The sequence below is a fragment of the Butyrivibrio sp. NATIVEDY162 genome (assembly GCF_045999815.1).
GTDB lineage: Bacteria > Bacillota > Clostridia > Lachnospirales > Lachnospiraceae > Butyrivibrio.
Genome location: NZ_CP172573.1, coordinates 371827 through 390505, shown reverse-complemented (window position 1 = coordinate 390505; position 18679 = coordinate 371827). Strand labels below are relative to the sequence as shown.

The following is an 18679-nucleotide window of genomic DNA, read 5'->3' as shown; positions in this document are numbered from 1 at the left end:
ACGTATTAGACCAATCCTACTTCTTAATTGACAATGCAAATTGTTCCCTGCTGACAGCTATCATAACGTCGCTGATATTCGGTGTTTGTCCAAGGATTCCATACTCGGGATGTACCGGAATAACGCCAAATCTCATGGTCTTACCACCTATTCTGTTTTGAACATAATCAGAAATCTTCATACATACGCTCTGCATCACCGAATCTCTGAGCCCCCATTCAGTAAGCTTGGAAAGCATCTGATCAGTTGTGGCGATGTCCTGAAGTATTCGCGCCTGAGAAATTGTCCCACCGGCCAGTACCGTATGCAGTGACAAAACCTCTCTTCTGCCATCAGCATTCCAGGTATGTGTGTCCATAATACCTGCCGCCAGTCTTAAGAGTTTTGAGGCGCTTCCTACAAGAAGGAAATTTTCCATGCCAACCATAGATGCCATGTCTATGGTATCGCCTATATAGTTTCTGCATCTAATGCTATATCCCAAGGATATATGAACAAAATCCTGAATATATTTATGTCCTGCATTTCCGGGAACAGCTATGACATTCCTTATTCCCTGTTCATATTGCTCCTGAATAGTAGTTGCTATCTCAGAAAGAATATCATCCTGAGATATTCTGGCCACACAGCCACTACCGCCAAGTATCCTGAACTTCGCACCCGGTCTGTCTTTGGAAGTAACATATACTGTAATCTTAATAAGAGGCATTATATCAGCAAAGTGGATTGCATCAGCTACAGCATCAAAAATAATATTTCTGGCTTCCTTGTCTATATAAGGAAACCCCACTCGCCCCGCATCATCTCCTGCCGGTATGTCCTCAATTCCGTCCGTACCGTCAAGATAGAGATTTATGTATTCAGGTTTAATATAAATATCATCAGGAATATCCGACATCCTTCTAACGCGCTCAACAATAACATGTACTTCGCCCGCTCCCATAAGACCATTTATGTTGCATCTTCTGGTAACGACAAAGTATTCACGCATAGCAGGATTTTCAGGATGAGCCACCAATGTGACCGGAACATTTATTATATTTCCATTATCGGTATGAAATTCTATGGATTCATAGCTGATACGCAGAAGCAGAGATGACGCTGCGGCTTTAGCAGCAACTGCAGCAATTGCTCCACCTGTTAACGAAGAAATATTTGAAAAAACGTTATCAATTTTATGGATCATTGAGTTCCCCCCAAAGATGTTTTTTCATACATTCAAATTTATAAATATAGTATAGCATGTTTTAGTTTTAGTCGCTCTCTTTGTGAGATATCTTTTAAATTAATTCTTGATTAAAAACAAAAAATATTCTAAATCACGTTAGTAGTTATATTTAATTTCGAATTATTTTATATTTACTTTATGATTTGTCCATATTCTGTACAAATTTAATCTATATTATAAATTTAACAGGAGTTAGAACTTCTGACTCCCCCAACAAAACTTTTTTCATACCGGGTTGTCGGGTTCCCCACCTGACAACCCCTCCTCCCAAAACTTCCACTCACTGTTTGGTGAGTGTTTTTTTATGTAAGAAAAGAATGTCGCTTGCGACATTCTCGCGCCGAGCGCGGTTGCAGAATGCAACATATTCCTTTCGCGCGAGTGCGCATCCTCGCGGAGCGTTTTTATATCATAGGAAAGAAATTTCCTATGATATAAAAACGCTGCCACGCTAAAACCAGCGTGACAGCCACCAAATACTTAATGCCTTAATATAAGAATTCCATTTACCCCTAAGGTTCCAATATCTTCCGTGTCCATCTCCCATTTTCTTGAGTAAACAATATCTGAGAAATCCTTTATATCGAGCTGCACAGGCTTTTCCTCACAGTTAAGATAAATCTGAAGGCTTTCATTTTCACCAATCTTCAAATACTCTATTACCCTTTTCTCTTCGATATCATCAGAGAAATGGAAATTCCTGCTCTTGCAAGCCTGCAGGCTTTTCCTCATATTAATAAGATTCTTTATTTCAGAAATCTCAGCTGATTTCTTTCCTGCATCTATCTCATCCCAGGGCATACATCTGCGGCAATCAGGGTCATATGTTCCATCCATGATGACTTCTGTTCCGTAATATATGCAGGGACTTCCTGGCATTGTAAATAGTACAGCCAGCTGCTGATAGAATATATCTACATTTTTCTCAGCCTTCTCAAAAAGTCTGTTAGTGTCATGAGAATCCAGAAGATTAAACAGTACATCGTTTACCTGAGAATAATACATGGTAAAGCATCTGTTTATATCATATTCAAAAGTCTCTTTACCTCTGTTTTTATAAACCCAGAAATCTGCTATAGCTGTAGAAAGCGGATAATTCATTACTGAGTCATACTCATCTCCCCTCAGCCATGATACTGAATCATGCCATATCTCACCAAGCAGGTAAAAGTCACTCTTCATGCGCTTTGTCATGTATCTGACTGCCTTTAAGAATGAGTGAGACACCTCATTACCAACATCAAATCTAAGACCATCTATGTAAAATTCCTCAATCCAGAATCTGATGATATCCAAAAGATAATCCTGAACAGCCTGATTACTGGTGTTGAGCTTTGGCATGTACTCCGCAAAAGCAAAGGAATAATATCTTCCATCTCTGGTATCGCGTCCCTGTTCCACAGGCCACTTGTTTACCATATACCAGTCCGCATACTCAGAGTCCTTTCCATTTTTCAGCACATCCTGCCACATGGGATGATCTGCTCCAGTGTGATTGAAAACCGCATCCAGCATAACCCTTATACCTGCATCATGTGCCTCTCTGACCAGCGCCTTCAAATCATCATTAGTTCCGAAGGCAGGATCCACCTTCTTGTAATCAAAAGTATTATACTTATGATTACTGTGGGCTTCAAAAACAGGATTCAGGTAAATACCTGTTATTCCAAGTTCCTTCAAATATGAGAGCCTGTCGCGTATACCTCTGATGTCCCCTCCGTAATAATCCTTCATGCCCACCTTACCGGTCTGCCACTCCAGAACATTCGAGGGATTAATGCTCTCATCTCCATTACAGAATCTCTCAGGGAAAATCTGATACCACACGGTATCATTAACCCAGGCAGGAGTATCGCAGACATCTGCAGCATTCATCCAGGGCATTATGAAATAGGAAAGAGTCTTCCCCTCCTGGTTCATCTCCTCATCTGTGAGGAATCCATCCTCAAAGTAATAGATGCACTCATCACCTGAATGAATCTCGAAATAATATTTACATCTCTTATACTCAGGGCGAAGTGTGGTTGTCCACCAGATATGATCCTTTAATCTCTTTTTGAAATATATCTCTTCCTTATGACCGCTCCAGCGCTCATTACCACCCATGATACCCGCATCATAGGGATCTCCATGATAGATATATACTTTATCAACGTCGTATCCGGTCTTAATATTGATTATCAGCTGATCCTGGTCAAGGGGATAGCAGTATTGTTCTGACATTCTATGGTATATTGCACTTAAATTCATATAGTCTCCTTTAAGAAAACGTTTTCCATGTATACAAGACTATACCCTATAATGATTTATAAATCAATACCGAATTTCAATAAGCTATCGATAAAAAAGTGCCTACGGCACCTCAACTCCCCTGCCCCTCAATCATGAGGGGTGGGGTTGTTTTTTGCCTCAACTCATTCATAATGATTATATGAAACGAAATACTCTACAAGATCTGTTCCGCGATCATTATGAAGAAATTCAATATACTCTTCATCCCCGCAAGACCGAAATGGAAAACATCGATAAGATGATCAATTGCGGGGATCCTGCTTATGGCGGCGCTATGTACGGCTGCCCTGATTGTGGTACTCTCAAATTTGTTCCCTTTCGTTGTCATTCAAGATTCTGCCCTACATGTGGTGCCATGTATTCACAAAAACGTGCTCAGGCTATGTCATTTAAGCTCATAAACTGTCAGCACCGTCACTGCGTATTCACCATATCAAAAGAATTACGCCATTACTTTCTCGAAGATCGCGACCTTCTTAACTGTCTTTTCGAAGCTGTCAGCAGTGTTATTAACCGGATGTTCTACAAAATCAACAAGAGTCAGAACTTTACACCTGGTTACATTCTGGTCCTTCACACATTTGGTCGTCCTTTGGAATGGAATCCTCATATCCACTGCCTCATATCTGAAGGTGGTGTAGGAGACACCGGCTTTTGGCGCAAAGTAAACTTCTTCAGTTACCCATATATGCGCCATGCTTTTCAGACTGCTCTTCTGAATCTGATGGAAGCCCGTATTACTGACCCCAATAAGAAAGCATTGTTCAAAAAAGAAAAAGCTCTCTCATACAAAAATCAGAAAGAAGGTTTCTATGTCTATGGCAAACCTACTCTCGCTGACAGACGTACTGTTGCCAAATATATAGGCAGATACCTCGGTCGTCCTGTAATCGGTCTCTCAAGAATTGACTCTTACGATAAAGAACAAGATACTGTTACTTTCCATTACAACAGACATGAGGACGAAGTCCTTGTCACCGAGACCATACCTTCAATGGAATTCATCAAACGTCTTATAACAACACATACCCGAAAAAGACTTTAAAATGATACGTTACTATGGTGTATATGGTCGCCATAGAGAATCAGACAAAAAACTTTACCGGCTGATTCACCCTTCCAAAAAACCATTCTTTAAATCATTCCTTCAATGGCGTTCAGGCATCCTGACAGCATTCGGATATGACCCATTGAGTTGTCCAAAGTGCAGCAGCACCATGAAATTTCTCGAATTGCGCTTTAACCACAAACGTGTTTCTCTCGAAGACTTATATGAAAAGGCAATGGGAAAATGCCGTCCCAAAAGCAGAGCTCCATCCTCAAAAATCAGTAGTGTTCCCTCGTATTCCTGCGCATGATAAAATCATGCTAGGAGGAACAGCCATGGCCAGTAAAGAACTAATAGCAAAGCTTAGAGAGAAATACATCCAAAACCCGCCGGAAGGCATGTCGGCGAATGAAATCCGCGAGATGGATGATGAAGACCTTCTCGACATGGATTACTTTATGCATGAAGATGATGAATTCTTTGATGAGGTAGATTGGTAATTCAAAACCAACATACCTCCGCTTTGCGTGGCCCGGTCTTGCCGGGCCTTTTAATTCAAGGTTTCGCCGCCAAGGCGAAATTTCCTATTAAATAAAAAAGAATGTCGCTTGCGACATTCTCGCGCCGAGCGCGGTTGCAGAATGCAACATATTCCTTTCGCGCGAGTGCGCATCCTCGCGGAGCTTTTTTGTATCATAGGAAAGCATTTTCCTATGATATAAAAAAAGAATATCGCCCGCGAGTGCGCATATGCTGTATCTTAACCGATTATGCTTTTTTTGCAACGAGGTTCAGATATAATATACGCGCGCCCACCGGCGACATTTTATATTAAACTAAAATCAATATCTGGCAATCTGCTTTTCTACCATGCGAACAAATTCTGTATTTGTACGTGTCTTTGAGAACATATTGATACACTGATCTACAGCTTCGTCTGCCTTCATGCCATTGAAGCCCTTGCGCAATGCATTAACTGCAGCAAGTTCATCCGGTTTAAGAAGAAGATCTTCACGTCTGGTACTGGACTTTGGAATGTTAATTGCAGGGAATATTCTCTTCTCCTGCATCTTTCTGTCGAGTACCATTTCCATGTTGCCTGTTCCTTTAAATTCTTCATAGATGACATCATCCATCTTTGAACCTGTCTCTACAAGCGCTGTAGCAAGAATTGTAAGGCTTCCACCCTGCCTCATCTTTCTGGCAGCTCCGAAGAAGCGCTTAGGCATATGCAGAGCTGCAGGATCAAGACCACCGGAAAGCGTTCTTCCGGAAGGCGGAACAACAATATTGTAAGCTCTTGTAAGTCTGGTAATGGAATCAAGAAGAATCATTACGTCCTTATTGTGCTCAACAAGACGCTTAGCTCTCTCAATTACCATCTCAGATACTCTTTTATGGTGCTCAGGAAGTTCATCGAAGGTAGAATAAATAACCTCTGCATTAGGTCCCTCAATGCTCTCCTTGATATCTGTTACTTCCTCAGGTCGCTCGTCAATAAGAAGAACAATAAGATGAATATCCGGATTGTTTTTCTTAACTGAAAGAGCTACATCCTTAAGGAGTGTTGTCTTACCTGCCTTAGGAGGAGAAACGATCATACCGCGCTGCCCCTTACCTATGGGAGAAATAAGATCCATAATTCTCATTGCTATAGTGCAACCGGGATGCTCGAGTACTATCTGTTCTTTTGGGAAAATGGGTGTCATTTTCTCAAAATCCCAACGTCCCATTGCAACTTCAGGCTTGTAAGTATTTATTGTATTTAGCTGAAGCAGTGCTCCGAATTTATCATTTTCCTTTTTCTGTCTTGCAATACCTGTAAGAATATCACCGGTCTTAAGGTTATACTTTCTTATCATACCGGGAGCAACATATACGTCATTCTCACCGGGAAGATAGTTCTCGCAGCGGATAAATCCAAATCCATCCTGCATAACTTCGAGGATACCATGTGCGTCCACTCCGTTAGCAATCTCATTATCCTCAACAGAAGCGTCCTTTTTAGCAGGCTGTTCCTGAACTGATTCAGCAGACTTATTGTGTGCATCTTTTTGTTCAGGTTGTCTCTTTTCAGGGTTCTTTCTGGATTCTGTCTGTCTGTTTTCAGGAGACTTTCTGTTTTCAGGCTGTCTGCCTTCAGAGGCCTTGTTATCATTCTGCCCCTGATTATTATCTGCCATAATAATCTTCTTACGGCCGGGCTTTTTTCCCTGTGGCTTAACCTTTTCTTCAGAAGATGATTTTTCAGCCTTTTGGGTTGTAGTATCAGCCTGCGCAGCTTTCTCTGCAGCCTGTGCTTTCTGCTCAGCCTTCTGTTTCTCATCCAGCTCCAAAAGAGCATCGATAAGCTCTGACTTTTTCATAGTCGTTACACTCTTAATACCGTTCTGCTTAGCGAGGTCGCGAAGTGAAGCCAGTGTAAGTGTTTCTAATTTTTCTCTCAAATCTTGTTCCTTTCTTTTTTATATAAAAAATACTATTTTAAATAATTAGTTTTTTCGTTTGGAAAATAATCGATAACTTATAACTTAAGTCTGATTGTCGACAAGCCAATGCTTTTTAGATTAAACTACTTTCGACTAATGTTCACAATACATCATAAAAGAAAAAATATCAATAGAAATTTTTTTAAGATTTTATTAAATAGCAGGCTACAAAGCAACTGAGTATCAGCAAATATTGCATCTTTCTCAGTGCTTTGTAACCTGATTTTCCGGTTTTCTGCGTTGTTTCAGTCTCCGGCTTTACCGCTGTCAAGCATGATTCCTATGGCTTCTTTTGCAACTTCGTAAAGTGTAGCCATCTGTTTTGCTCCTTCATCATCCATTTCGGCAAGCTTATTATATTGGGAAGTAAAATAGTTTTTAGCCTGAATTACCGTAGCACTTGATATAACTCTTCCATTACTCATAATAGTTCCGGTTTCAGAATTATATCTTCCGGTAGTAGACTTGAATTTCTGAGCATCGCCCATTCCCATTGACTGCGCCAGAGAATGAATAAGAGCTTCTCTTCCTTTATTATCCGGCATTCTTTTCCCCCTGTTATATGAGAAAATTATTATTTATTTTGTAACAACTTCCTTGATTGACTCTGCAAGTCCTGCAACACCGGCTATGTTGCTGGGAACAATGATTTTTGTAGCCTGACCATTAGCAGCCTTCTCAAAAGCTTCAAGGCTCTTAATTGTAAGAACAGACTCATCAGCTCCGGCTTCCTTAAGCATCTGAATACCATCCGCATTAGCCTTCTGCACGCTTCTGATAGCTTCAGCCTGACCTTCTGCCTCTCTGATCTTCTTTTCCTTCTCAGCTTCTGCCTTAAGGATAGTAGCCTGCTTGTCAGCTTCTGCCTGAAGAATCTTACTCTGTTTCTCACCTTCTGCAACAGTAATTGCTGACTGTTTTTCACCTTCAGCAAAGAGGATTTTTTCTCTCTTTTCACGCTCAGCTTTCATCTGTTTCTCCATGGCATCACGAATCTGTTCCGGAGGATTGATGTTCTTAAGCTCTACTCTTGTAATCTTGATACCCCAGGGATCTGTAGCAATATCAAGTGCATCCTGCATCTGAGCATTGATCTGATCACGGCTTGTAAGTGTTTCATCGAGAGTAAGTGAACCGATTACATTACGAAGTGTTGTAGCTGTAAGGTTCTCAATAGCTCCAATAGGATTTCTGACACCATATGCATATGCCTTAGGATCAGAAATTCTAAAGAAAACGATTGAATCAATCTGCATTGTAACATTATCCTGTGTAATAACAGGCTGAGGCGGGAAATCGCAATACTGTTCCTTAAGATCTACCTTTCGTGCAATCCTGTCTATAAAAGGAACCATAAAGTGAAGACCAACGTCCCATGTCTCTTTGTATGCACCGAGACGCTCAACAATAAATGAATGAGCCTGAGGTACAATCTTGATATTAAGTGCAATAAGTACAAGTATTAAAACAATAATAATAAAAAATGGCATAACTCTCCTCCTTTTTATTTTAAGCTCTTTTAACTATGAGCTTATTTCCCTCAACTTTTTCAATAACCACAGTTTCGCCTGATGAAATTACCACATCATCCTCAAAGCTTCTGGCATTCCATGTAGTTCCATCAAGAATAACATTTCCGGTTTCCTTAATGTTATCTATCTCCTTACTTACATTGACCTTTCTTCCAATAAGTGCATCTATGTTGGTTTTAACTATCTTCCCACCAAGAAGCTTCAATGAAATCGGTCTTACAAGCAGCAAAGCGATAACAGAAACAATTATAAAAATAACTATCTGTAATGGAACTGACGCTCCCATTAAACATGAGAGAAATGCGGCAAGAGCACCAAGGGCAAACCAAATTGTGGTAAGCCCCAGTGTAAGTATTTCACTAACCGCTAATATTACAGTCAGTATCAACCAAAATACCATTGGTGATAATCCAAGAATTTCATTGTACATTCCAGTCACCTCCTGTTCTTCCCCATTCGTAAAACAGCTGACATCTGCCTATATCACACGATAACTAATGTAAGATAGTGCTAAATCGGAACATCAAAATGAAATTAACTATTATGATATTTCATTTACATAAATCTGGACACGACTCTGGATAATATCAGCAACCTCTTCTGCCGTCTTCTGACCGCTGAAGTAAGCAGCAGCCTCTTCATAGATGATATTGGCAACTTCCTCATTACTGTTTCCAACCTGATCAATACTGTTAAGGAAGTTAATTATCTCGTTTATCTCATCATCTGTCATAGGAGGAATAACAATTTCAGTCTCTCCGATATACCATGTGTCATCATACTCAACTTCTTTTCCGTCCTCATCAACATATGTAGGCTTTTTCTTAGCTGCCTCTGCGAGTTCATTCATCTTTGTCATACTTACAGGCCAAGATCCGTCAATAGAGTTCTGGTATTCATCCGTAAGGAAATATCTCATAAACTGCCAGCATCCATCCTTAACCTTTGAAGAAGCACTCATCGTAAGCTGAAGGTTAGGATAAAGTGCAGAGCCACTTCCATTATCAGAAGGGAATCCAACTGTCTGTATCTCTTCTCCGAAGGTACCCTTAGCCTCATAGTTATAATCGCTAAAGCTGTTCAAATAGAATCTGTCAGCAAGAGAAAGTCCCTGCCTCCAATATGAAGATGTGTCATTATAATAGTCGTCCTCTTCAAGTTCTTCAGGGAATTCATTTACAAACTTAAGAAGATGAATAAATGCATCAGAATCATAGCTGCATGTAAGTGTAGACCAATCGATATACTGCGATCCTGAAAGACTGAGCGCCAACTCGAATACCTCATCCCTGGCAAGAGGTCCAAATATATTCTTGTGCTCAATGTTCTTGTCTTTTACAAGCTTTTCAAGCTCATCGATTGTCCAGGTATAGTCATCACCGGCATCCTTCTTGGCTGCTACAACCGTCTCAACATAGTAGCTGGGTATCAGCTTGTACATTTTGCCATCGGTCTTAAATGCATCCATTACATGATCCATGTACTTGATCTTACTAAGTTCCTCATCATTTTTGAAGTAGTCAGTCATATCCTCAAAAAGACCTTTTGAGATGTAACTGTCAACGGGCATATCTGAATCCAAAACAAGGATGTCAGGTGCATTACCTGAAACAATATCAGTATTAAGTCTGTTTGCTCCGCCAGAATAATCATTCTCAGAATCATATTTTGAATAATCGTTAATTACAATACGATAATCTTCATTTGTCTTATTGAATTTAATAATCTGTGATCTTACATCATAGTCAATATAGTTACAGCCAAGTGTAATCTGTTGTCTCTCACTTACAGACTTAGGATCAACCTTTGTAAGATATGACAATGTAAAGCCTGCATCATCAGAAGGAATAAGTGCAACAAGTTCAGTATCGGAAATAGCTACAAGATTTGAAAGGCCATATGTATTAATATCTGAATCGACAAAGTTCAGAATCATGGATACCTTAGGCTCTCCGAGCTTGTAAGTAAAAACACCCTCTGAACTTACTGCAAACAGATCATTAGCTCCTGCTCCTGAATAAAATGTATAGTCATAGAAAGGACTTTCAGAGCCTTCAACCGGTGTAATAGTTCCTGCATTTATATCGAGCTTGAAAAATTCGGATGAAGATACATTCATTGCTCCAAATCCACCATCTCCAAGCTTATAGACCATGAGTGAAATTCCATATTCACTGTCTACAACGCCTGCAAGATCAAAATCTGATTTCTTACTTCCATCCTCAGCACTATAAGTGTGAAGACCATTGGTATCAGATACAACTAATGTATTGTTATCAGCGGCAACAAAAGAGTTTATATAAAAATATGAATCCGTCTTGGAATCAATCTGACTTTTCCAAGCCTCAGCACCTGAGCTGTCATACTTTACCAGATAGTAAATATCAGAGCTTTCAGCATTCTGACCCATTGGATCTTCATTTGAAATATCTAATCCGTCGATAGCAACACCGTCAGCAGGCTGTTCACCTTCTGAGCCACCTTCTGTATTTGCATCTGTTTCACTGCTGTCTGTAGCAGCTGCATCATTATCTGTAGCCTGAGTTTCAGTGTCATCTTGTGAATTATCCTCAGCTGAAGTGTCCTCTTCAGCAACTTCTTCATCTTCACCTGAATACTGATCAATATCTTCCTCAACGGATTCAGAATCGCCAGATTCGGTATCAAACTCAACTGTAGGGCCAGCAATTTCGTCGCCGCCTTCAATAATGCCGCCCATTGCGCCACCATCGTTACCAATGCTGAAGTCATCAAATCCGCCTGTCATACCACCAAACTGAGTCTGAATTGTATATACAGATCCATCCTCTGCTACTGTGATATTTGAGACATTAAGATTATCATTAACAGCAATATCCATGGTATTTACATTGCTGCCATCTTTATCAAAGGTATACAATACGCTCTTATTACTTCCATCATCACCCATTGTATTTAAGAGAGCATATACCTTATCACCATAGCTGCCCAGAGTAGAGATATTTGAAATATCAACGCCCTCTCCAAGAGAAATCGGATTGTCTTTAAATACATAAGCAGTAGCATCATGGCCGGCTTCTTCTTCATTGTTAGTAGAAGCCTCCTTCTTTTTGCCACAGCCACAAGCAGCTATATTAAGTGTCATTATAGCAGCAAGTGAAATACTTAGAATTCTCTTTAGATAAATTCTTTTCATTAATTATCCTCCTTATATAAAAAAGCCAAACTAAATACCATTAAAAATATTTCCATTTTTCATTGTGGTACTTAATATTTGATTCAAGATCATACTTCCAGTCAGCAAACTTATGAACAAGCATTCCCACAGTCCACTTTCTATGTCTGTAAGCTTGTACAACAGCTATAGCCAACATGATAAAAATAATTACAGCACATATGATCTGTATCAAAAATACAACAGCCAAAACATTCTCATAAGCCCTGGCATTGTTCTCCCAATAGGGATAGATAACCGGCTTAGTCTGCATACCTCTGGTATTAAACTTCGCAATTATGTTTATAAGATTACGATTTTCAAATCTTGCACTGTTATCAACCACTTCTACCTGAGTTGTATTTAGGCCAAGCTTATCTATGACAAAATTTTTAGCATAATTGTCTACCATATTGGGCATTACTACTTCCATACATACAATGCCCTTAGCTTCCAGCTCAACATCTGAGGTTCCGTTTTCAGACTCGTCATCGTTTTTTGACGCTACAGAAAACTGTCCCAGCGTTCCATTTGTAGCTAATACCGATGCATCAATTTTCCCGTAAGTTGCAAGTGATTCGAAGGACATATAAACAGTTGGAAATACCATTCCTGAGGCTTTTACGTATTTGCCGCTGTCCTTTTTTACAACTCCGGAAATATAGTGAGGAACGCCGCCTATTGTAATGCTTTCTCCGACAATATCGTCAGATCCAAAGAGTTGCCACGCAAGTTCTTCATCAAGAATTACATGATCTTTCATAAGAAGATCTCCGGTAAAATAATTACCACTCATAACTCTCATAGGATGAAACTGGAAGTAATCACCGCCTACGCCTATTGCGACAGCTGTAACAGTCTTAAGATCTCTTGTAAGGTCAACGCTGCCTACTGAACTATAACAGTAATTCCATACCGCACCTGTACCCTCAGTACTTGCGTCAGCCTCCTGTAGTCCGTCAGCAATAAGTCCCTTATTGATATTGTAAGCAAACTCCTTTACCTTATCTGTACCAATGCCCTGACTTTCAGAAAAAAACATACTGACCTGACCGCATCTCGTATCATCAGACCATCTTTCACCCATCTGCTGGTCATAAAGCTTACTGACAATAAATTCCCGATAGAAGTTCAGGCCAAATATTGTAAGTACAAGCATTACTATTATTGCAAAATATATGATCTGTCTTAATTTCAGATTTTTGAAAAAATTATTTAAGTTAACTGTTATCTTGTTCATTGATTATTAGCCAGTCTTACCTGATCACCTGCTTTAATTGGAGCTGTTGATGTCGTGATCACATATTCGTCTCCTTCAAGGCTTCCGCTTATTGCTGCTGTTGTATCATCGGTACCAAGAACTTCAACCGGTACCTCTGCAGCAATATATCTGTTACCAAGAGGACTGGATTTTGATTTAACTATCAGTATAAATTTACCATTGTTACTCTCTCTGATTGCACCTGCAGGGACAGTAAGATCATATGTATCGGATTTTTGACCGATCTGCAAACTTACAGACTGTCCGTTCTGTACCTCAGTACTTTCAATGAGGAAAGTAAGAACTTTCTTAGTATTGGGATTCTGCTGATCATTTGTAATAGACTTAAGAGTAGCCTTAAAGTCTGTGTAGTACCATGCATTCTGAGGCTCTGCAATATCGCCAACCTTAAGTCTCTTAGCCTGATCGATTGTTACTGAGAAGCTTGTCTGCATACCCTTTCCTTCAACCTGGATTACAGCAACAGCATTCTCTGCATTTGTAGTCTCACCTGCCTTAAGTGCAAGCTCAGCTACTGTACCATCAACAGGCGCATCTATTGTTGCACCTACAGCTTCCTTCTCAAGCTTCTCAACAGTTTCCCTCTGCTCAGCAATATCATCTCTCTGACCATCGAGCTCGATTTCCTTTGAAATCTCTGTAAGGAGCTCTGTTCTATCGGTAGTTGCTCTTTCAAGCTCCTGTGCAGTCTTATTCTTAGTATCCTGAAGTGATGCAGCTTTTCTCTGGTAGTCATAATCAACCTGACCTGCCTGAGTTGTGATCTGAGAAGTATCCTTTGTTCCATTAGCCTGCTCAAGAAGAAGTCGGTTCTTCTCAGCTTCAAGAGCTTCAATCAGTTGCTCATTTGCAGTCTTTGACACTTCAGCAATTGTCTGCGATTTTTCATATTTTTCTTTTTTCTTGTTATATGTTTCCTTAGCCCTAGTATATGCCGCTTTAGCTTCCTCATACTTGGTAGGAGCATAATCCATGGCATTTTTGGCTTCATCCATCGCATTTTTATTTGTAGTATTGGGTTCGTTATTGTATCTTGCAACAGCATTGTCGTACTTCTCTTTTGTGGTCGTTATAGCTGACTTTGCAGATTCCATTGCTTCCTTTTTCTCTTTTAAATCTGATTCTGCATTATCATATTCTTTCTTTGCAACAGATTCATCAGAGCTTGAAGAATCAGAGCTATCTGCCTTTGCAATTTCCAATTGCTGATCAATCTCTGTTATTCTGTATGTAATATCAGCATCTCTGTACTGAGGTGTAGCCTCATCATAATTATACTGAGCAGCTGTGTATGCCTGGTTCTGTGACTGCTCGTCAATTGCAGCCTGAGCTTCTTCGTCAGCAAGCTTAGCTGCATCATATCTGTCAGTTGCTGCCTTAAGTTTAGCCTGAATCTGATCCATTGTCAGAGTCTTTCCGCCGCGGACACGATTGATTGCTTCATTAGTCAGATCACCTGAAAAAAGTGAAGACTCATATGTACGCATAAGCTCATCAAGTTTGGATCTTGCTTCTGTAAGCTCAGTGGATTCCTTATCTTCAAGGTAGTAAAGGATATCTCCCTTTTTTACCTTAGCGCCTTCTGTAACAGCAACGCTCTTAATTACACGTTCCTGAGAAACCTTTACATTGTAAGGATCCTTAGCCTCAACGGTACCGGTACCTCTAATAATAGGTGAAATCGTACCCTCCTGGATCTGCTGAATAGCAACCTCCGGCAGTGAATAGTTCATAATTGTGTTTGAAAAGAACGTAAGCAATAACAGGATTGCCAAAAAAGCAATAGCAATATCCTTTATTATGTCCTTACGACTTTTCTTTGGTCTTTGATTCTTTACTTCAGACATACCTTATTTCCTCTTCCCTTAAATATCTTGCTTGCCCCCTCATCATATGGGCAAATGCCTTATGGCAAAATTTATTTTTATCCCTTTATACCGCCTTGGTATGAAATACCCTCAATCAGGTACTCTTCCCCGTATAAGAAGATCAAGAGCGGCGGTACAAGGTAAATTACCGCAACAGCAAATGCAAGGCTTATTTCTCCCGCATTGATCTTCGACAAAAATACCGAAAGCGGATGAAGTTCGTCATTTGTAAGCAGTATCAGTGGCTGCTCAACCATGTTCCAATAATCAATAAACACAAGAATACCTATTGATATCAGTCCGCTCTTGCAGAGTGGGAAACATATCTGTGAAAATATCTGCCACTCACTTGCTCCGTCAATGGATGCAGCTTCCATAACTTCATTCGGAATTCTGCGTATAAACTTCGTAAGCAGATATACCGCAAACGGAGAAAAGAATCCCGGAAGCCATATTGCCCACCTGGTATCAAGAATTCCAAGCCAGGATGAAACCAGATAATTCGGAACCAGCGTTACCTGATAGGGCATCAACATCATGATTATGTATATAAAAAAGATAATTTCTCTTACTCTGCCCTTATATCTGGCAAATCCATAGGATGCGAACATGGCAACCATTAGCTGAACTATAAGTATCGGTATGACATAAATCATACTGTTCCAAAACTTCACCAGATATTCCGGTGACTTAAATAGCACCGTAAAGTACTGACTAAAGGAAACGATATCCGGAATAAATTTCAGATTTACCGTCTTTGAAATAAATACTTTTCCGCCGGTTTCAGTAGTCTGAAATACTGCGCCATAATTGGCACTTATCTCGGATGAGCTCATAAATGAGTTCGTAATTGTCAGTATCGTAGGTAGCAGGAAAAGTACTGCAAATATGAAGCATATTATTGTTCCTGCAACAATACCATATTTATATATTTTCTTTTTTCTTCTTGCCTTCCGTATAGCCCGTTCATAAAACTGCTGTTCACCGGTAGGCAGCTTAAGTTGCGCCATATCAGCCTTCTATATCCTTTCCATACCGGTTTTCAGTAACGAACATTATAAGCATAAGTGCGACGATAACCAGAGCCATCAAAATAGCTGAAGCTGAAAGTTTCTGATAATCAACAGAAGCAAAGGTGTTATTCATAAAGTGCTGCATCATATACAGTGTCTTATACGGATAATCTCCGGTCATCAGGTAAATCTCTCTAAATACTTTAAATGAATTTATCAGAGACATTATCGTTACAAAAAGAACGGTTGATGACAGATATCTCATTTTAATATTCCAAAATATCTGTGAATCTGTGGCACTTTCAAGTCTTGCCACCTCTATAAGATCCTTAGGCACACTCGACAGAGCCGCCATAAACAGGATCATGTTATATCCAAGGTTTTTCCATAAAAACAAAATAACAATAACTATCTGCGCTTTGTCAGATTTTAGCCAGTCAATCTTGGGGCCGCCAAAATACATCCCAACAACATTCACGATGCCGTTGAAGTGAAACAGCACCTGCCAGATCAGTACTATTGATGCTATAGGCACCATCATAGGACTTAGAAAGAAGCTTCTGAACTGGCTTTTAAACGGTATCCCCGATTCCATTACAACTGCAAGAAAAAGTGAAAGTACCACCGCAAGCGGAACAGCTATAATCGAAAATTTAAAGGTGTTATATGCAGCCTGTCTGAAAGCATTGTTGGTAAAAACTCTTTCAAAATTAAATAGACCTACAAACTCCTTCTGAATAGGGTTATTAACCAGCGAATAAAAAACCACAACACAGAATGGAAGTACAAAGAATGTCATAACTCCCATAAGGCTGGGTATCAAAAATGCCCAGGATATAGCTGTTTCTCTGACTGCTCTCTTTGTGCTTCTGCCCTTTTTAAAATTCTTTTTTATGCGATTAACAACAGATGTCTTCTCAGTAGTCTGGCCAGCTGCATTTCGTCGCAAAAACCTATTAAGTTTCTCAGATTCTTCCGATACTTTATCGGTAATTTTTTTGAACTTATCCATTGTAAATAGTTGTCAGTTCCAATCATTTTAATTTTTGAAGCTATGAATCGGTGCAGGAATTCTGCCACCCCTGTTAACGAATTCATCACATGAGAATTTATTGACGCTCATAACAGGGCCAAATCCAAGAAGTCCGCCGAAGTCAACAGTATCCCCTTCCTTCTTGCCGATTACAGGAATCAGTCTTACAGCAGTAGTTTTCTGGTTTATCATTCCTATTGCCATCTCGTCTGCAATAATTCCGGCGATTGTTGTATTTTTTGTATCACCGGGTATTGCGATCATATCAAGACCTACAGAACATACACATGTCATAGCCTCAAGCTTTTCAAGAGTAAGTGCTCCTGCATTTACGGCATTTATCATTCCCTGGTCTTCACTTACAGGAATGAACGCACCGGACAGACCGCCTACATATGAGGAAGCCATGGCTCCACCCTTTTTAACCTGATCATTTAAAAGTGCAAGTGCTGCTGTTGTTCCGGGGGCTCCGGCATGCTCAACACCAATCTCGTGAAGAATATCAGCAACGCTGTCACCTATTGCCGGTGTTGGAGCAAGTGACAGATCAACGATACCAAAAGGAACTCCAAGTCTTTCAGATGCTTCCTTTGCAACAAGCTGACCAACTCTGGTCACTTTAAATGCTGTCTTTTTAATAGTCTCACAGAGAATCTCAAAATTCTCTCCGCGAACCTTTTCAAGTGCAGTCTTAACAACACCCGGACCACTGACACCAACATTGATTATTCTGTCTGCTTCCGTCACACCATGGAAAGCTCCTGCCATAAAAGGATTATCATCCGGAGCATTACAAAATACCACAAGCTTTGTGCAGCCTGCACTGTCATTATCCTTTGTAGCCTTCGCAGTATCTACAATAACATCGCCAAGAAGTCTGACTGCATCCATATTGATGCCGGTCTTGGTTGAACCGACATTAACTGATGAGCACACGACATCTGTCTCTGCAAGTGCTCTTGGTATAGACTCTATAAGCAGTCTGTCTGCATTGGTCATACCCTTACTCACAAGAGCACTGTAGCCACCAAGGAAATTAATACCTACTGCTTTGGCCACTTTATCAAGTGTCTTTGCAATTGTTACAAAATCATCAGATGTTTTGCAGGCACTGGCTCCGATAAGAGCAATAGGTGTTACTGATATTCGCTTATTTACAATCGGAATGCCAAATTCTTTTGCAATGTCCTCGCCTGTCTGAACAAGATCCTTTGCAGAGCCATATATTTTTTCATAAATGTTTTTATTTAATATATCAAGATCTGAGCTTATGCAATCAAAAAGGCTGATGCCCATTGTAATTGTTCTGACATCAAGATTTTCCTTTTCAATCATTTCATTAGTTTCTGAAACTTCGTTTATGTTGATCATTTATCCGTTCCCTTTCGGTAAAATCGCCTTATTTATGTCTTGCAGGAGCAATTAAATTCTGTGCATTGAATCAAAGATTTCTTCTCTCTGACACTTAATTACAACTCCTATATCCTCGCCAAGGCTCTCAAGTGAATCGGACATATCAGAAAAGTCGGTCTGACTCTTTGCCACATCGACAATCATCATCATATTAAAATATCCTGATACGATGGTCTGGGAAATATCAAGAATGTTGATATCATTTTCTGCAAGATATGTGCATACCTTTGCAATGATGCCAACTGTGTCTTTGCCAACAACAGTAATAATTATCTTACTCATAATATT

At 39.9% G+C, this 18679-nt stretch carries 15 protein-coding genes; 2 read left to right on the top strand and 13 right to left on the bottom strand.

Annotated features, from left to right (window positions below; genetic code table 11):
* Positions 1 to 16 precede the first annotated feature (16 nt).
* A complete protein-coding gene (locus ACHCNF_RS01565) occupies positions 17 to 1186 on the bottom strand; it encodes a cobalt-precorrin-5B (C(1))-methyltransferase (protein WP_408071049.1) in 1170 nt (389 codons plus the stop codon).
* A gap of 522 nt (positions 1187 to 1708) precedes the next feature.
* The gene (locus tag ACHCNF_RS01560) at positions 1709 to 3478 is read right to left on the bottom strand and encodes a glycoside hydrolase family 13 protein (protein ID WP_408071048.1); all 1770 of its coding nucleotides are present in this window, start codon (positions 3476 to 3478) and stop codon (positions 1709 to 1711) included.
* Positions 3479 to 3740: 262 nt separating this feature from the next.
* Here ACHCNF_RS01560 and ACHCNF_RS01555 point away from each other — a divergent pair, with 262 nt between their 5' ends.
* Both ACHCNF_RS01555 and ACHCNF_RS01550 read left to right on the top strand, forming a co-directional pair.
* Positions 3741 to 4565, top strand: coding sequence for an IS91 family transposase (locus tag ACHCNF_RS01555; RefSeq protein WP_408071047.1), 825 nt, complete (start codon positions 3741 to 3743; stop codon positions 4563 to 4565).
* A 338-nt stretch (positions 4566 to 4903) separates the two neighbouring features.
* A complete protein-coding gene (locus tag ACHCNF_RS01550; protein WP_170832732.1) occupies positions 4904 to 5068 on the top strand; it encodes a hypothetical protein in 165 nt (54 codons plus the stop codon).
* A 342-nt stretch (positions 5069 to 5410) separates the two neighbouring features.
* Here ACHCNF_RS01550 and rho read toward each other — a convergent pair whose 3' ends face one another.
* The 11 genes from rho to ACHCNF_RS01495 form a co-directional block, all read right to left on the bottom strand.
* A complete protein-coding gene (gene rho, locus ACHCNF_RS01545; RefSeq protein WP_408071046.1) occupies positions 5411 to 7015 on the bottom strand; it encodes a transcription termination factor Rho in 1605 nt (534 codons plus the stop codon).
* 287 nt (positions 7016 to 7302) lie between these two features.
* A complete protein-coding gene (locus ACHCNF_RS01540; RefSeq protein WP_408071045.1) occupies positions 7303 to 7602 on the bottom strand; it encodes a hypothetical protein in 300 nt (99 codons plus the stop codon).
* 33 nt (positions 7603 to 7635) lie between these two features.
* On the bottom strand, positions 7636 to 8547 hold the full coding sequence (locus ACHCNF_RS01535; RefSeq protein WP_408071044.1) for an SPFH domain-containing protein: 912 nt from the start codon (positions 8545 to 8547) through the stop codon (positions 7636 to 7638).
* 19 nt (positions 8548 to 8566) lie between these two features.
* Positions 8567 to 9019: an NfeD family protein gene (locus ACHCNF_RS01530; RefSeq protein WP_408071043.1), complete on the bottom strand. Its 453-nt coding sequence runs from the start codon at positions 9017 to 9019 to the stop codon at positions 8567 to 8569.
* Positions 9020 to 9130: 111 nt separating this feature from the next.
* Positions 9131 to 11764 carry an ABC transporter substrate-binding protein gene (locus ACHCNF_RS01525; RefSeq protein WP_408071042.1) on the bottom strand — a complete coding sequence of 878 codons (2634 nt, stop codon included), beginning with the start codon at positions 11762 to 11764 and terminating at the stop codon, positions 9131 to 9133.
* Positions 11765 to 11804: 40 nt separating this feature from the next.
* Positions 11805 to 13022: an ABC transporter permease gene (locus ACHCNF_RS01520; RefSeq protein WP_408071041.1), complete on the bottom strand. Its 1218-nt coding sequence runs from the start codon at positions 13020 to 13022 to the stop codon at positions 11805 to 11807.
* A complete protein-coding gene (locus ACHCNF_RS01515; RefSeq protein WP_408071040.1) occupies positions 13019 to 14911 on the bottom strand; it encodes an efflux RND transporter periplasmic adaptor subunit in 1893 nt (630 codons plus the stop codon). Before ACHCNF_RS01515 ends, ACHCNF_RS01520 begins: the two co-directional genes overlap by 4 nt.
* A 77-nt stretch (positions 14912 to 14988) precedes the next feature.
* Entirely contained in the window at positions 14989 to 15942 is a 954-nt protein-coding gene (locus tag ACHCNF_RS01510; RefSeq protein WP_408071039.1) for a carbohydrate ABC transporter permease, read from the bottom strand.
* Between the two features lies 1 nt (position 15943).
* Positions 15944 to 16957 carry a carbohydrate ABC transporter permease gene (locus tag ACHCNF_RS01505; protein WP_408071038.1) on the bottom strand — a complete coding sequence of 338 codons (1014 nt, stop codon included), beginning with the start codon at positions 16955 to 16957 and terminating at the stop codon, positions 15944 to 15946.
* Positions 16958 to 16984: 27 nt separating this feature from the next.
* Entirely contained in the window at positions 16985 to 18349 is a 1365-nt protein-coding gene (locus ACHCNF_RS01500) for a PFL family protein (RefSeq protein WP_408071037.1), read from the bottom strand.
* Positions 18350 to 18400: 51 nt separating this feature from the next.
* Complete coding sequence (locus ACHCNF_RS01495; RefSeq protein WP_408071036.1) at positions 18401 to 18673, bottom strand: ACT domain-containing protein; 273 nt, start codon at positions 18671 to 18673, stop codon at positions 18401 to 18403.
* Between the last annotated feature and the right edge of the window lie 6 nt (positions 18674 to 18679).

What these genes read in the sequence shown, in the direction of transcription:
- ACHCNF_RS01565 (WP_408071049.1), bottom strand. Translation starts at nt 1,186, where the DNA reads ATGATCCATAAAATTGATAACGTTTTTTCAAATATTTCTTCGTTAACA.
- ACHCNF_RS01560 (WP_408071048.1), bottom strand. Translation starts at nt 3,478, where the DNA reads ATGAATTTAAGTGCAATATACCATAGAATGTCAGAACAATACTGCTAT.
- ACHCNF_RS01555 (WP_408071047.1), top strand. Translation starts at nt 3,741, where the DNA reads ATGGAAAACATCGATAAGATGATCAATTGCGGGGATCCTGCTTATGGC.
- ACHCNF_RS01550 (WP_170832732.1), top strand. Translation starts at nt 4,904, where the DNA reads ATGGCCAGTAAAGAACTAATAGCAAAGCTTAGAGAGAAATACATCCAA.
- ACHCNF_RS01540 (WP_408071045.1), bottom strand. Translation starts at nt 7,602, where the DNA reads ATGCCGGATAATAAAGGAAGAGAAGCTCTTATTCATTCTCTGGCGCAG.
- ACHCNF_RS01535 (WP_408071044.1), bottom strand. Translation starts at nt 8,547, where the DNA reads ATGCCATTTTTTATTATTATTGTTTTAATACTTGTACTTATTGCACTT.
- ACHCNF_RS01530 (WP_408071043.1), bottom strand. Translation starts at nt 9,019, where the DNA reads ATGTACAATGAAATTCTTGGATTATCACCAATGGTATTTTGGTTGATA.
- ACHCNF_RS01525 (WP_408071042.1), bottom strand. Translation starts at nt 11,764, where the DNA reads ATGAAAAGAATTTATCTAAAGAGAATTCTAAGTATTTCACTTGCTGCT.
- ACHCNF_RS01520 (WP_408071041.1), bottom strand. Translation starts at nt 13,022, where the DNA reads ATGAACAAGATAACAGTTAACTTAAATAATTTTTTCAAAAATCTGAAA.
- ACHCNF_RS01515 (WP_408071040.1), bottom strand. Translation starts at nt 14,911, where the DNA reads ATGTCTGAAGTAAAGAATCAAAGACCAAAGAAAAGTCGTAAGGACATA.
- ACHCNF_RS01510 (WP_408071039.1), bottom strand. Translation starts at nt 15,942, where the DNA reads ATGGCGCAACTTAAGCTGCCTACCGGTGAACAGCAGTTTTATGAACGG.
- ACHCNF_RS01505 (WP_408071038.1), bottom strand. Translation starts at nt 16,957, where the DNA reads ATGGATAAGTTCAAAAAAATTACCGATAAAGTATCGGAAGAATCTGAG.
- ACHCNF_RS01500 (WP_408071037.1), bottom strand. Translation starts at nt 18,349, where the DNA reads ATGATCAACATAAACGAAGTTTCAGAAACTAATGAAATGATTGAAAAG.
- ACHCNF_RS01495 (WP_408071036.1), bottom strand. Translation starts at nt 18,673, where the DNA reads ATGAGTAAGATAATTATTACTGTTGTTGGCAAAGACACAGTTGGCATC.